This is a genomic window from Paraburkholderia sp. GAS32 (assembly GCF_050434225.1).
Taxonomy (GTDB): Bacteria; Pseudomonadota; Gammaproteobacteria; order Burkholderiales; family Burkholderiaceae; genus Paraburkholderia; species Paraburkholderia madseniana.
On sequence record NZ_JBNPVS010000005.1, the window covers coordinates 25,142 to 40,341 of the forward strand.

Genomic DNA, 15,200 nt, shown 5'->3' on the forward strand with positions numbered 1-15,200 from the left:
CAACATGAGCACGTCGCTACAGGAAGTCGCACCGTTGAAGTCAGGCGCAGCCGGCGCGGCCCAGTTTGCGGGCTCGGAGAGCCGCAAATACAACTACTTCGAACCCAAGGGACGCAAGGCGACCCACTACGAGGACATGACCGTCGATGTCCAGCCGGACCCGAAGCGCTATCTGCTTCAGGACTGGATTCTCGCGTTCGCGGATGGTACGCCGACCTATTCGGAAACGTGGACGGCAGTCAAAAGCACGGACTGGCATAAATTCCGTGCGGTCGACGAGGAGTGGGAACGCACGCATTACCAGCGTCAGTCGACGATCGTCGGCATGATCACCGGCGCCGTCAACAACGCGCGGCGCTCGGGCGCGGTGAAGCGCTTCGATAAGACCTGGGTCAAGGTGCTGGAGCAGCATCTTGGCGCGTACAAGCATGCGGAGTTCGGCCTCGGCACCGCCACCATGCACGCTCAGCGCTACGGCTACACGCAGATGATCAATAGCGCGATCCTGACCAACGCCTCCTACAAGCTGCGCTTCGCTCAGGACCTGACGCTCTACCTGGGTGAGATCGCACTGGACCTGGCGAATATGGACCTTGACGCCGGCAAGGAGCATTGGCTGAACGATCCCATCTGGCAGGAAACGCGTCGGGCGGTCGAGGCTATTGGCGGCGCTACCGACTTCCTTGAAAAGTACTTTGCGGTGAATGTCGTGTTCGAGCCGATGGTGGCGGACCTGTTCCGCAGCGGTTTCATCATGCAGGTCGCCGCTTCGCAGAACGACTTCCTGACGCCCACGGTCGTGTCCGCAGCGGAGGGGGACTACGAGCGCAATCTGGCCAATGCAGTTGAACTGTTTCACATGCTGGCCAACGATCCCAGGCACGGCGAGGCCAATCGGAAACTGTTCGGCGAGTGGCTGGAGAAGCACGGTGCGCTTGCCGCCTCAGCAGCGAAGCACCTGCAGCCGATCTGGTCGATTCCGCATGTGAAGACGGCGCAGTTCAACGACTGCCTGAACAGTTCGATCGAGCGGGCGGAGATGATCGCCAGAGAGATTGGCGTCCACTTTCCGCTGGCACTCCAGGCCTGACGGGTTCCTTGCCCAGTTGATCCAACCGCGCAAGCTAACCGCACAACCCAACCGCGAAGAGGAGTACGCAATGTCAGTGCACAACGACAACATTTTCAAGTCGATGAAAGATGTTCGCTTCGAGCAGACCATTTCCCATCAGTGCGGCGTCACGATGAACGACAGCGTCGAGGCTCGTGCTATCGCCGAATTGATGACCCATAAACCCGGCATCACGGTGACCTATCTGCCCGCCATGATCCGGATCGATGGGCAGGGCAAGATCGAATTCAAAATGGGCGAGATCAGCGAAGCGCTGGGCCGGGAGATGACCCCGCATCTGTTCGAGATATCCACCTCGACTCACTATGGGCGGATGGTGATGGTCGATGACGAGACCGTCGTGCTGTTCGGCAACATGGACGACGCGATGGCCTACGAGTGACCGTGCAGCCCGCTATCTGATGAGGCGTCCGGCCGCCCTGACGGGTGGCGGGCCGCTCGCAACAACTACGGAGACACATGCCATGTATCGAACCACGGACGGTGAAGACATCTTCATCATCGACGGACACGTCCATCTATGGGACGGCAGCAAGGCCAACTTGAAGAACGTGCATGGCCAGCAGTTCATCGATTGCTTTTACGCGTATCACTCGAACCTGAGTCCCAAGGAGTATTTGTGGCCGAAGGAGAAGTTCGACAACTACGGCCCGGAAGTCATGTATGACGACCTGTTCGTCAAAGGTTACGACGACATGGCGATCTGCCAGCCGACTTACCTCACGGACTTTTACAAGAACGGATTCAACACGACTGAGAAAAATTACGAGCTGAAGAAAAAACACCCGCACCGTTTCATCGTCAATGGCGCGTTCGATCCGCGCGACGGCGAGGCGGGACTCGACTACCTGGACGAGCTGTCCGAGACGTATGGGATCAAGGGCGTCAAGCTCTACACGGCGGAGTGGCGCGGTGACAGCAAGGGTTACAAGCTGTCGGACCCCAGCGTGCAGAAGTACCTGGAGCGCTGCGAGAAGCTCGGCATCAAGAACATCCACGTCCACAAGGGTCCGACGATTCTGCCGCTGAATCGCGACGCTTTCGACGTTGCCGATGTCGACGACGTGGCGACCAGCTTCCAGAACCTGAACTTCATCGTCGAGCACTGCGGCCTGCCGCGTCTGGATGATTTCTGCTGGATCGCGACCCAGGAGACGAACGTCTACGGCGGTCTTGCGGTGGTGCTGCCGTTCATTCACACGCGTCCGGAGTACTTCGCGCATGTGATCTCGGAGCTGCTGTTCTGGATCGGCGAAGACAAGATCCTCTACGGCAGCGACTACGGCATCTGGTCGCCCAAGTGGCTGATCGAGAAGTTCATGGCCTTCGAATTGCCGGAGTCCGTCAGCAAGGAAACTGGCGTGCAACTGTCGCTGACGGCGAAGAAGAAGATTCTCGGGCTCAACGCGGCGCGGTTGTACGGTATTGACGTCGAGGCGCAGAAGAAGTTGCTGAAGGATGTCCGGCAGCCGGCTGCGGTCGGGGCATGAATACCATGGCCGCCACGAACGCGAAAGCCGCAACGGCCGCCGTCGATCGGACCGCCGAGGTGTGGGCGCAACTCGCATCGGTCGCCGACCCTGAACTCGACGAATCGGTGACCGAGCTGGGTTTCGTCACCCGCGTGGAGGTGGACGCAGGCGGCGGCGTGCAGATTGGCTTCCGCTTGCCGACTTACTGGTGCGCCGCCAACTTCGCCTTCCTGATGGCCGACGACATGCGCATTGCTGTCGCGGGCTTACCGTGGGTGACGAAGGTGACGATCGGACTCGGCGAACATATGTATGCCGACGAAATAAACCGCGGCGTGGCGGCCGGGCGGTCATTCCAGGACACCTTTGGAGCCGAGGCCAGCGGTGAACTCGAGGACATCCGCCGGACCTTCATGGTCAAGGCTTTTCAGCGGCGACAGGAAGCGCTCCTGACGTCACTGCTCGAACGCGGCCTTGAACCTGCGCGGCTCGTGCGCATGAGCGTGGCGGAACTCGCTGGCTTGCCTGACGATTCCGCAAGCCGACGACTCGTGGAACGCTATCTGGAGCGGCGCTTCGTCGTCAGAGGCTGTGCCAGTGGTGCCGCGCAGGCCGATGAAGCGGCTTTCGTCGACAGCCAGGGTGCGTTGCTCGATGCGGATGGGCTTGGCGCCTACCTGCGTGCCTTGCGGCGGGTCGGCGTCAATGCGGAATTCAACAGTGCGTTGTGTCGCGGCTTGCTGGCGGCGCGGTACGGCGAGGCGGACGCAGCCGCAGCCGCGCCACAAGTCGAGATCAAGCCCGTGCACTTCGTGCCGGTCGGCGACTGGAAGAGGGCCGTCGGGCTGGCGTAATTCGGCAACACTGCGGTATCAGTTCGAAATGTAGCAATCCAGAATATTCCAACAGGAGGAGATGAATCATGCCGAATATCATGCTGCACGACGACGAGGCCCGCATGGCGCTCGGCCGCGGTGTCGCCAAACTGGCCAAAGCGGTACGAGGCACGCTCGGCCCTCGCGGAATGAATGCGATCATCGACCGCCCGATTGGCACGCCGATCATCTCGCGCGATGGTGTGAGCATCGCCAACGAGATCGAGCTGGAAGATCCATTCGAAAACATCGGTGCGCAGGTGGTGCGCGAAGTCTCGAAGCAGACCAATGAAGTCGCCGGCGACGGCACCACCACAGCCACCGTGCTGGCCGATGCATTGGTCCAGGAGGGTCTCGCCAGTCTCGCGGACGGCGCCAACCCCGTTGAACTGGTTCAGGGGCTGGAGATCGCGGTAGACGAGGTGATCGCGGCGCTCAGGCGGGCAGCGACACCGCTGCGCGGGAGCGAAGAGGTGCGCGCCGTGGCCGTGGTCGCCGCCAATGACGAGGTCACCGGCGCGATGGTGGCCGAAGCGCTCGAGCGAGTGGGTCCCGATGGCATCGTCGATGTCGAGTACGGCACGACGGTCGAAACCCGTCTCGAAGTGGTCGATGGGATGGCGTTCGATCGCGGCTACCTCTCTCACCATATGGTCACGGACATCGAGAGAATGCAGGTGGTGCTCGACAATCCGCTCATTCTGATGACCGATCAGCGGCTGCAGTCGGCAGAGGAAGTGGCGGCTCTACAGGCGCTTGCGGCACACAGCAAACGCCCGCTGCTGATCATTGCGGAGGAGGTTGCCCCGGCCTGTGTCATGGCCCTGCTGGCGTGGCGGGACAACGGCGGGGTGCCGGTGGCGGCGATTCATCCGCCGGAGTACGGCCATTGGCGCAAGGCCATGCTCGAGGATATCGCTATCGTCACAGGCGGGCGGGTGATCGCCCGTGATCTGGGCGGCAATCTAGAAGCCACGGAACTGCGCGATCTTGGCAGCGCACGGCAGGTACGCATCTCGTCGAACCAGACCATCATTACCGCTGGCGGCGGCGATCCGGCTGCCGTTGCCGCACGCCGTCAGCAGGTCGCGCGGCAGTATGAGATGGCCCCGGAGAATGTCGAGCGCGACAAATTTCAGGTGCGTCTCGCCAAGCTGTCCGGCGGTACCGCGATGATCCTCGCCGGCGGCGCCACGCCGGTCGAACAGAAGCGCCGGCTTCATCTGATCGAGGATGCAATCAATGCGGCACGCGCGGCGATTGCCGAGGGCATCGTGCCAGGCGGCGGGATGGCGCTGCTGCGCGTGTCCGCCGAACTCGAAGGCGTGATTGCGCGGACCCACGGCAGTGTGCAACAGGGTGCGAGATTGCTGCAGCGCGTGCTGGCGAAGCCGCTCTATCACATCGCGACCAATTGCGGCCTTGACGGCGCGGCGATCGTGTCCGAGGCGGTGCGTGCGAAACCGGGCGTGGGTCTAGACGCCCGCACGGGCAAGTTCGTCAATCTGATGGAGGCGGGCATCATCGATCCGGTCAAGGTCAGCTATAGCGCGGTACGCAACGCTGCTTCGGTCGCCGGCTTGATTCTGACCACCCAGACACTGATTGCCAAAAAGCCGGACACGATCGATCCGACCGCCGGCCCGGCGCTTGGCGCCGGCGCCGAATTGCTCGGCCGGAAATAGTGACACTACAACCGGTCGTCGGGTCGAGGACCGGCTAAAAAACGGCCGTTGCCGGCGTGTTTCGGGCGGCCATCAATAGACGGAGACAACAATGGATATCGGCGCGACTCCCCGATTCAATGCCGTCGCGATGGCGGCTCGGTACCTTGGTGCAATGTCCTCGATTCGCCTGCTCAAGCTCGCGTCGGGGGGGACAATCACATTCTGCGGTACATTGATTATTGTGTCCGATATGGGCACGGCGGCCGCTCCGCTGTTGCGAGGCATATTCGGTGCAATCAGCAGTGCGATGCCGTGAATGCCATGCCTGCCCGTTAAATCGGGCACGCCTGTCATTTTCATGAGCAAGGAGCCAGAGCTTGGATGATCGCGTTCGTAAGGCAGCCAGACCGGCGACGAGAACCGAGCGCACAACGCTTGCGGTCAGAGAGGTATTGGAAGGCCGCCGGCGCGGCGCACTGATGCTGCTGCCGTTTGCCGGGCCGGCAGTGGTGGTCTCTGTTGCCTATATGGATCCGGGCAACTTTGCGACGAATATTCAGGCGGGCGCCAGATACGGTTACACGTTGCTCTGGGTGGTGCTGTTGGCAAACCTTGTGGCGATGCTGTTTCAGGCACTCTCGGCGAAGCTCGGCATCGTCACGGGGCGAAACCTCGCAGAGCTGTGTCGCGAACGGTTTCCGAAACCTGTCTTGCTGATCATGTGGGGGGTAAGCGAAATTGCCGCGATGGCAACCGATCTGGCGGAATTTCTCGGCGGCGCGATCGGACTGTCACTACTGTTTCACATGCCCTTACTCAGCGGCATGGCGGTCACGGCGGTAGTGACGTACGGCCTGCTGTTGTTCGAGAGCGCCGGTTTCCGTCCCCTTGAACTGGCGATCGGGGCACTCGTCGGCATCATTGGGTTGTCCTACCTTGCCGAGCTGTTCATTGCGCCGATCGCATGGCCGAGTGTCTTAGTCCATACGTTTTCCCCTCAATTGCCCGACGCGAATGCGCTCACGATCGCCGTCGGTATCGTGGGTGCAACGGTGATGCCGCACGCGCTTTTCCTGCACTCCGGGCTAACGCAACGGCGAGCACCCGCGAGAACGGAGCGCGAGCGGGCAACGTTGCTGAAATTCTCGAATATCGAGGTCGTTATCGCATTGACCATCGCCGGTCTCATCAATATGGCGATGGTTATCATGGCCGCAGGTGCATTTCATCACGGGCATCCTGAGGTGGCGGAGATCGAAACGGCCTATCACACGCTGGCGCCGCTATTAGGCATTGGGGCGGCGGGGATTTTTCTGTTGTCGCTGATCGCTTCGGGCATATCGAGTTCCGTGGTCGGCACGATGGCGGGTCAGATGATCATGCAAGGGTTCGTGGGCTTTCGCATTCCGTTATGGTTGCGCCGGGCCGTCACGATGGTGCCGAGTTTCGTCGTGGTGGCGCTTGGGGTCAATGCGACTCAGGCGCTCGTCCTCAGTCAGGTTGTATTGAGCCTCGCGTTGCCGCTGCCGATGGCCGCGTTGCTATGGTTCACCTGCCACGAGGACGTCATGGGCATATACAAAAATCGCGCGTTCATCGCCGTGATCGCCACGCTGGCGGCATTCGTGGTCTTATTGTTCAATGTCGTGTTGATACTGCAAACGTTCGGCGTCGAGATTCCTGGCTTGCCAGGCTGAATTCGCGTTGCAGGCATATACTAATCAGCGATCGCGCCGCTGGGTTTGACTGACAGTCGAACAAAAAAGCACGCCGCGACATACTTGCGAGTCACGCCGAAGCCAGCCGCAGAGCAGGTTCCGGGCTGACCCATCGCATAGGAGGAGAGTTGTGACGAGACAGCAGCTCAGCACCATGTCGGGTCTTGGCAATCAGGCCGCTATGCGCCGGGTAGTGGCTAACGCGCAGCGTGCGAACGACCGTCACTCGGACAGGGTCACGATGCTCGCATGGGAGCGTTTTCTCGCGGGCGAGCCGTCCACGTCCGCGCCTTCGGCCCTGATCGACTCCTGGCGACGCAGTCTGCAATCCGGGGTCAATCCCACTGCGGGATCGGCACCGTTCGCGGTTCACGGCGACGCAGTCGAGGCGTTGCGTTGGCGGCACCGCGAGTTGCTGGCGGCGTCTGATCGTCTTTTCACCGTGACCGCTGATCTTTTTGCGGATTCGCATTCGATCCTGCTGCTCACCAATCAGGATGGTGTGATTCTCAAGGCCGCGGGAGACTTGCGGACGTTGGCGGCCGGCGAAAAAATTCATTTGACGATGGGCGGCGACTGGCGCGAAGGCCAGGCTGGCACCAACGGCATTGGCACCACGCTCGCCACCGGCCACCCCACCTATATCCACGGCTCTGAGCACTTCTGCGAAGGGATCAAATCGTGGAGTTGCGCGGCGGCGCCGATTTGCGAACCTGGCACCGGCAAGATTCTCGGCGTGCTCGACATTTCCGGGCCGCCTTCCACCTATCAGATCAACAACCTCACTTTAGCGGTAACGGCTGCGCGTCAGATTGAAATGGTGCTGGCCGAGCAGGCGGCTCGCGAGCATATGCGCCTCTTGGCCTTCTGTTTGCAGCGCCTGTCGTCATCCGATGCAACCGGGATGATCGCGATCGATCGGGCCGGGCGGCTTGTGCATACCACCGGCCGGGTGCCATTGCCGGTCAGCATCGGAGAACGCTTCCCCGGTATGGATGAGAACTCCGCGGTGGAGGACTGGGCGCAACATCTGCCCAAAGGCTTGCATGCCGACTGGCTCAACCCGGTTGTGGTCGATGGCAATACGATCGGTGCCATGCTTGTTGTTCCTGTGCGATCGCAGCCCATCAACGCCCGGATCGCCGAGCGCAGTGGCGAGGCCGATCCGCAGCGCAGTTGCTTCGCGCAGATCCAGGGGCAAAGTGCAGCAATGCTGGCCGCCATCAACCGGGGTCGTCAACTTGCCCGCAGGCGTGTTCCGGTTCTGATCGAGGGCGAAACCGGGGTCGGCAAGGAACTCTTCGCGCGCGCCATACATGGCGAAGAAGGAGGCGGCGGGCCTTTCGTCGCGTACAACTGCGGAGCGGCGTCGAAAGAACTGATCGCCAGCGAGTTGTTCGGCCACGTGCGTGGTGCCTTTACGGGCGCGACTGCCGAAGGGCGGCCGGGCCGATTCGAACTGGCTCACGGCGGCACGCTATGTCTCGACGAAATCGGAGAGATGCCGCTCGAACTTCAACCGGTCCTGCTGCGCGCCCTCGAGGAGGGCGTCATTTACCGGCTTGGGGACACTCAGCCGCGGCGCGTCGACGTGCGCCTGCTGGCAATGACCAATCGCAATCTGCGCGAAGAGGTCGACTCGGGCCACTTCCGACGCGATCTCTATTACCGCATCAGCGTGACGCGTATCCGCATTCCGCCGCTGCGCGAACGGGACATCGACATCGATCTCCTCGTCGCGTTTTTCAACCGGCGACTCGCGCAACGCCACGCAGTGCCCGAGCGACGACTAAGCGACGAAATCATGGCGGTGCTACGCGCTTATTCATGGCCCGGCAATGTCAGGGAGATGCGCAACGTCATCGAAAATCTGCTCCTGACGTCCAGCGAAGAGGTGGTGACGCTCGATGAGCTGCCTGCTGAGCTGCTCGACGAAACCGGCACCGCAGGCGTTGTACTGCCTGTGCACAAGCAATCGGGCAGTCTGGAGGAAACGGAGCGTTTGGCCATCGTCCGGGCAGTGCAGGATGCTCACGGCAATCTCGCCCAGGCGGCCCGCTCATTGGGTGTCTCGCGTAGCACGCTATATCGCAAGCTGGAACTCTATCAACTGGACGCCATTGCCAGAACGACAGGCGAATGAGGCGTTGCCGCAGACCTGCCGCCAATTGAACCGCCCCGGGAATCGTGGAGGCGGGTTGGTTTAAGTTGATACCGGCACAGCAGCGCCAGCTCGTGCGCAACACATAACTTTTACCTATCGTGCCTTTTGATTAATTTGATGCCGGCAGCGCTGAATAATCGTCCGCGGTGAGCCGTTATACACCGATGCTCTCGGGATCCACCGCACGCAATCGCAGGGGACGTAAGGATAATGAAAAAAATGACGATTGTTCGCTGGCTCGCTATGACACTCGGTGGCGCGTTGCTCGCGCTGGCGGTGGTCAGCGGCTACGGATTAATGCAACTTCGCGCATCCTATCAGCGTATCGAAGGGCTGGAGACGCGCACGGTGCCGAGCCTGAAATCGATATCAGCCGCGCTTGATAACGTTGCCGCAATGCGGCTTGCCGTTTACCGCTATGTGGTCGACGGCGTCGACGATGCCAGCCGGTCAGGCATGAAACGGGAAATTGCCGAATCAGACCGTCAGTTTGACGATGTGATTGCTCGCGCGCTGGCTCACGAAGTCTCCGACGACGTCGATCGAAAACTGTTCGAAGCGGATCGCACTCGCATGGCCGCGTATCGCGACGCCCGTCAAACGTTCTTCGAGAAGATGCAGGTGGGCGAGCGCGATGGCGCCCTCGCGATGCTTCACGACGGCGGCGCCGTTCATAACGCTGCGCTGGCGCTGAACGATGGGCTGCACGAGCATCTGAGCGAGGACATCGCTCGCAGCAACCTCGTGCGCGAAGAAAACGCAAATGCCTACCGATTTGCGTTCAGCCTGATGCTCGCCGTTGCAGGCGCAGCACTCGTGGTGACCGGGGTACTGGGGAGCCGCCTCTATGCGCTTATCAGCCAGGGTATGCGTCAGATGCAGGAAACGCTTCAGCGGGTCAGCCAGTCACTGGATCTTTCGCAGCGCGCAAGCGTTGTGCGAATGGACGAGATCGGTCACACGGCAACGGCATTGAACAGCCTGCTTGAGCAGATGGCCGGCGTTGTCGCCGAGGTGCGTTCATCGAGCGATGCGGTCGGTGTGGCGTCGAAACAGATTGCTGCCGGCAACCTCGATTTGTCTTCGCGTACCGAACAGCAGGCCGCGTCGCTGCAACAGACGGCCAGCAACCTCGGCGAGCTCACGGCAACAGTGCAGCAAAACGCCGACGCAGCGCGCCAGGCCAACGCGCTTGCTATCAGCACGACTCGAATCTCTGATGAAGGAAATATGGCGGTCGAACGGATGGTCGACACGATGAATGAAATCGCGTCGAGTTCCTCGCGGATCGCGGAAATCATATCGATGATCGAAGGAGTCGCCTTCCAGACCAACATTCTCGCATTGAATGCGGCGGTTGAGGCGGCGCGGGCGGGCGAACAAGGGCGGGGCTTCGCGGTTGTCGCGGCGGAGGTGCGCAGTCTTGCGCAACGTTCTTCGTCTGCTGCGAAGGAGATTAAGGATCTAATCGAGCAATCAGTAGCAACGATTCGATCGGGCTCGCAGCAGGCGCAAGAAGCGGGGCGCGCTACCGCTGAGGTGCAGCAGGCGATACGCCGGGTCGCAGGCATTGTCGAAGAAATCGCTGCGGCGTCGGATTTGCAGGGTCATGGCATCGAGGAAGTGAACGTGGCCATCGGTCAGATCGATCAGGTTACACAGCAAAATGCGGCGCTGGTCGAAGAGGCGGCGGCCGCTGCGCAATCGCTCGACGAACAGGCGACGCGCCTCGACGAGACTGTTTCCATCTTTAAAGTAAGCTCCCGCGTGTAATTCTGGCGTGTGCAATCGTGACACCCACTGCTGATCCGGACGATGGCTGGCGTGTTACGAATGCTCTTCGATCTCGCGCCGGGTCGCGGCTGAAGAAATGATGGCCGAAGCTGACAACAGGGCCCAGAGCGCAAACCCGCTTATTGCAGCACTTGGGATCAGCGAAAGAAAAAATGCCGAAATGTCGCCGACATTGGTGCCCCACCATCTGATGGCGGCGACAGCCACCCAGTAGCTTGTGGCACCGAACTTCATTAAGCGTGTTCTCGCAATCAGGATCAGAAGCAGTGCTAGCGTTGCGATTGACGCGGATATTGGAACGCCGATCCTGACTGAATTGAAGGCGTGGCCAATTGCGTCCGCTGTTGCTGTTCCAAGGGTTCCCGCGATCAGCATAGTCAGCCAATAAAAGCCGTCTGTTTGCAATGCGCCCTTTGTTTGTTCGAGTGTCGATCGACGTCGTAGCGTCACAATTCCGATGAAGACTATCACCAAGGCGGTAACAACGTCGAAGTAGGTTAGACGCGCGTGGTCTATCGAATAATCCGCAATATTGGTTGCTGCCGCTCGCACAAGGAGTATGGCGATCCAGTAAAAGGCTTCGCTGCCTTTGGCGCTTGCACGCTCAACAAGCACCAATATCGCAAACATAAGCGCTAGCACGATCAGGCCTTTGGCCGGTGCCAGCTTGAGGACGTCGGGAATGATGTCACCCAGGTTCGTTCCGCAGATGCTCGCAATCATGATCGCCGCCCAGTATCTGGCGCCGACGTTTGGGGTGACTTTCAAACGCATGGAGATTTCCTGTTGATTGTTTGAGGAAGCGGCGACGATTTCGGCTGCCACGGGACCCGGTCAACCTTCCGTCCTCAGCAAGTCGAAGCAGCACTGGCCTAAGGTCGTCAGACTGACTAATAGAACGCGCTCAGGCACGAAAGAGGCGGCCAGCGGGCGCGTTCAGCAATCCCATACTGGCCCAGGAGGACTTACGCAACACTGACAAAGTAAAAGGATTATTTCTACGTTCGAGTAGTCTTTTGAATTGAGGCTTGCGCACGAACTTGCGCTGAATCTGAACTGTCGGCGACGTCGCGATCATGCGCTCGAAGCTGGCCGGGACGAGATGCTTTCGTACCACCGCCTAAACGATTGGTGAGATTCGGGAATCGGCATTTTCAGAGCATTTGCCGCGAAATCGACGGTAACGAGGGTCGTAACGTCTGCTACTGAGAATTCGTCGCCAGCGACAAACGGGGCACTTTCGAGTCGTGCATTGAAATCTGCGAAGAAGTTCAACACGCGCTGCTTGCTACGCTCGACCAATGCGGGAATCTGCTCGTAATCGTGCGGCCCCGACAATGCTCGTCCCTTCAATCCGGGCAGAGCATTTCGAGCGGCTTCCATGACCGCGGCGAAACCATCCAGCTCCGCGCGTCGCTCCCACATGGTGACGAGTGCCTTGCCCTTGGCTGTCGCACCAAGAAGGGGCTTGTGTGGATAGGTTTCCTCAAGATAGCGCCAAATTGCGGGCACTTCCGTGATTACTGTTCCATCGGCGAGTTGCAACGCAGGAACCTGCATTCGCGGATTCACCGCCTTGAAAGCGTCTGAAAATTGCTCTCTGCTACCAAGATCAATCGTTCGTTGTGCAATTTCGATACCCTTCTCGGCGACAAAGACACGAACACGACGGGCGTTTGGTGAGCCTTTAGACTCGTACAGGAGAGGTGTTTCGATTGGCATTTTGTCAATCCCTTATGTCTGATGAGGTAACGGACGTTGGTGGGTCGAAGTCGTGCACCATGGAAAGGTCCATTTCGGCATACTGAAGTTGCAGCGTCGGGGGCGACGATATAGTCGGAGAAGGCCAGCTATTGACTTGTGACTGAACGCGGTTGGAAGAAGGGAACAGGCTTAAGAATCAGATTTTCCATATCGACAAGCGTGTCTTCTTCTAACGCGACGCGCCGGTATGCTTGCCAGTCCGGATCTGCCTCCATGGCGTCGCGGCGTTGCTCGCGGTCTGCCAAACTATCGTATTGCCAGAGATGAACAACCCGGCTAAGCGGCCCGATGTGGGTCACAAAGAAACCATAGGGCTCACCAAGATATTTTCGCTGAAGCGGCAACGCCAGGCGCTCGTAGGTCTCCAGAAATCGGGCGAGCCGGTTCGGCTTGATGGTGTAAGTACGGTGATCGAAGATCATTCTCTAGTTCCAGGGCATCTGGCCAAGGTCACACTCGGGCCACACTCGAGTTTCTGATCCAGGTGCGTCGGCGTCGGCGTCGGCGTCGCGTGCCGCGAGCTTGCGAAAGCCAAGGCACCTGGTCTCCCTGGTCAATATTTGGCCTCGTATATGGGGTAATCGGCATAGCCCTTTTTCCCACCGTAGTAAAACGTGTCGCGGTCGTAGGGATTGAGTAGGAGATCGCGCTTCATCCGCTCGGGAAGATCCGGATTTGCGAGGAAGTGCCTGCCGAACGCGACAAGGTCCGCGTCGGCCGCTCGAATGATTGCTTCAGCACCGGTTGCGTCAAAGCCGCCAGCGGCGATCACCGGACCACCGAATAGAGGTCGGAGTTGCCCTGCAGCCACAGGGCTCTGCGAGTCGTCTGAGACGTTTCCTGTGACCCGCGGTTCAATGACATGAAGATAAGCCAACCCATATGCCGATAGCGCGCGGGCAACGTAAGGGAAAGTCACTGCGGGTGAGCTGTCGCCCATGCCACCGAACTTGTTGCTTGGACCAATGCGAACACCGATACGATCAGGACCCCAGACGCTTGCCACTGCATCGACAACTTCGAGGAGAAAGCGGGCGCGATTTTCTACAGAGCCACCGTATGCATCTGTACGTAGATTGGAGTTGTCCTGAAGAAACTGGTCGATGAGATAGCCATTCGCGGCGTGTAGTTCTACACCGTCGAAGCCGGCCTCTTTCGCTCGTCGGGCCGCTTGACGATAGTCGTCGACAAGCCCCGGTATTTCGGAGAGTTCGATTGCTCTCGGGACAGACGCGGCACTAGGGCCGCTCGCCAGAAGGGCCCGAACTTCGGCATGGGTCACGGACGGCGCAATCGGTGCCTGGCCGTTTGGCTGAAGGTCGACATGCGATTGTCGCCCAACGTGCCAAAGTTGCAGGAAGATCCGTCCACCCTTCGCGTGTACTGCGTCGACAACTCTCCGCCATCCTGCCACCTGTTCGTCGGTATAGATTCCAGGTGATCCATAACCCCCATTCCCTGTTGGCGTGATGAACGTAGCCTCCGCTATCAGAAGCCCTCCTTGAGATGCACGCTGTTCGTAGTATGTGATCATCAGGTCGCCTGGCACGTTGCCGGGGACGTCTGCTCGCATTCTCGTGAGCGGCGCAAGCACCACACGGTGCGACAGTTCGACTGCGCCGATGCGGATCGGTGAGAAAAGCTTTGACATACAAGTTCCTGTAAATAACGTGGACAGCGACGCTTTCCAGGCGCGTCAGAATCGAACCGACTATCGTCAACTCGCCGTCTTGCCGCCGTTCACTCTGATGATTTGTCCGGTGATAAAGGCCGCCTTGTCTGACGCGACAAAGACGACCGCGTCGGCGATTTCCTCAGGCGTGGCGCCGCGCTTGAGCGGTACGGCGGAGTAGAACGTCGCACTCTTTTCGGTTGAACCAGTGAGGCGGTCCAGCATTGCTGTCTCGGTCGGCCCAGGAGCCACCGCATTCACGCGGACACCGTAAGCCGCGGCCTCGATCGCGGCGCACTTCGTGATTCCTTCCACAGCGTGCTTACTGCCCGCGTAGAGCGAGAAGTTGGCGGCGCCACGCTCTCCGAACGTCGATGAGATGTTGACGACGTTCCCGCTGCCCTGCGGCTGCATGATGCGTAAAGCGTGTTTGAGCCCCCATAGCGTTCCCAGCACGTTGGTGTCGAACAAAGCTGTGTAGGCGTCGGCAGATACATCGGTAACAGGGCCTGGCTTGCCCTCGACGCCCGCATTGTTGACGACGACATCGAGCCGGCCGAAGCGCGTCACCGCCCTGTCAACGAGGGCGCTCACTTCGTCCTCGCGACGTACGTCAGCAATGACGAACTCGGCCTCGGCACCGAGGCGGCGCAATTCTTCTTCCAGCGCTTTGCCTTCGGCCTTCCTGCGACCGGAAATCACCACCCGTGCCCCATCCTGCGCAAAAGCGAACGCTGCGGCCCGGCCAATTCCCGTCAGGGCGCCGGTAATTAGAACAACACGATTCGTCACGTTAAGTCCTCAGAGGTATGGGTTGGCCGTTGTTGCTCGGGTTCGCATGGCGTCACCTGGCCAAATTCGCGGTCAATTCTGGGTTGAAACTCAGATGTGGCTTAAGCGTAGAATGTTTCGGCGGCTCGGAATAAGACTTTGTATATCTGG

General features: G+C 59.9%; 14 protein-coding genes. 9 read left to right on the plus strand and 5 right to left on the minus strand.

Translation table 11 applies throughout. The features are described from left to right. Positions 1-4 precede the first annotated feature (4 nt). The 9 genes from P3T25_RS07635 to P3T25_RS07675 all read left to right on the plus strand — a co-directional run bounded on the left by P3T25_RS07635 (position 5) and on the right by P3T25_RS07675 (position 10,801). Entirely contained in the window at positions 5-1,090 is a 1,086-nt protein-coding gene (locus P3T25_RS07635) for an aromatic/alkene monooxygenase hydroxylase subunit beta (RefSeq protein ID WP_171926412.1), read from the plus strand. Between the two features lie 70 nt (positions 1,091-1,160). Next, positions 1,161-1,514, plus strand: coding sequence for an MmoB/DmpM family protein (locus tag P3T25_RS07640; protein WP_093632508.1), 354 nt, complete (start codon positions 1,161-1,163; stop codon positions 1,512-1,514). Between the two features lie 82 nt (positions 1,515-1,596). Further along, positions 1,597-2,622, plus strand: a complete 1,026-nt coding sequence (locus tag P3T25_RS07645; protein ID WP_093632509.1) for an amidohydrolase family protein — start codon at positions 1,597-1,599, stop codon at positions 2,620-2,622. Further along, positions 2,619-3,458, plus strand: coding sequence for a metal-sulfur cluster assembly factor (locus P3T25_RS07650; RefSeq protein WP_174825318.1), 840 nt, complete (start codon positions 2,619-2,621; stop codon positions 3,456-3,458). The genes P3T25_RS07645 and P3T25_RS07650 overlap by 4 nt, the downstream gene beginning before the upstream one ends. 68 nt (positions 3,459-3,526) lie before the next feature. Next, complete coding sequence (locus P3T25_RS07655; RefSeq protein ID WP_429357829.1) at positions 3,527-5,164, plus strand: molecular chaperone GroEL; 1,638 nt, start codon at positions 3,527-3,529, stop codon at positions 5,162-5,164. A 91-nt stretch (positions 5,165-5,255) separates the two neighbouring features. Continuing rightward, complete coding sequence (locus tag P3T25_RS07660; RefSeq protein WP_154561454.1) at positions 5,256-5,462, plus strand: hypothetical protein; 207 nt, start codon at positions 5,256-5,258, stop codon at positions 5,460-5,462. 61 nt (positions 5,463-5,523) lie between these two features. Continuing rightward, a complete protein-coding gene (locus P3T25_RS07665) occupies positions 5,524-6,843 on the plus strand; it encodes an Nramp family divalent metal transporter (RefSeq protein WP_429357830.1) in 1,320 nt (439 codons plus the stop codon). Positions 6,844-6,994: 151 nt separating this feature from the next. Continuing rightward, positions 6,995-9,007, plus strand: a complete 2,013-nt coding sequence (locus P3T25_RS07670) for a sigma-54-dependent Fis family transcriptional regulator (RefSeq protein ID WP_323138137.1) — start codon at positions 6,995-6,997, stop codon at positions 9,005-9,007. A 240-nt stretch (positions 9,008-9,247) separates the two neighbouring features. Next, a complete protein-coding gene (locus tag P3T25_RS07675) occupies positions 9,248-10,801 on the plus strand; it encodes a methyl-accepting chemotaxis protein (protein WP_154561450.1) in 1,554 nt (517 codons plus the stop codon). A 54-nt stretch (positions 10,802-10,855) separates the two neighbouring features. On the opposite strand, the gene P3T25_RS07680 is transcribed toward P3T25_RS07675, so the two are convergent. From P3T25_RS07680 to P3T25_RS07700, 5 genes are all read right to left on the minus strand, one after another. Next, positions 10,856-11,647, minus strand: coding sequence for a hypothetical protein (locus tag P3T25_RS07680; RefSeq protein WP_154561448.1), 792 nt, complete (start codon positions 11,645-11,647; stop codon positions 10,856-10,858). A 249-nt stretch (positions 11,648-11,896) separates the two neighbouring features. Beyond that, positions 11,897-12,544, minus strand: a complete 648-nt coding sequence (locus P3T25_RS07685; RefSeq protein ID WP_154561446.1) for a glutathione S-transferase family protein — start codon at positions 12,542-12,544, stop codon at positions 11,897-11,899. A gap of 128 nt (positions 12,545-12,672) precedes the next feature. Beyond that, positions 12,673-13,008, minus strand: coding sequence for an NIPSNAP family protein (locus P3T25_RS07690; protein WP_154561444.1), 336 nt, complete (start codon positions 13,006-13,008; stop codon positions 12,673-12,675). Between the two features lie 131 nt (positions 13,009-13,139). Beyond that, entirely contained in the window at positions 13,140-14,237 is a 1,098-nt protein-coding gene (locus P3T25_RS07695) for an alkene reductase (protein WP_154561442.1), read from the minus strand. A 66-nt stretch (positions 14,238-14,303) separates the two neighbouring features. Further along, complete coding sequence (locus tag P3T25_RS07700; RefSeq protein ID WP_429357831.1) at positions 14,304-15,050, minus strand: SDR family NAD(P)-dependent oxidoreductase; 747 nt, start codon at positions 15,048-15,050, stop codon at positions 14,304-14,306. Positions 15,051-15,200: the final 150 nt, after the last annotated feature.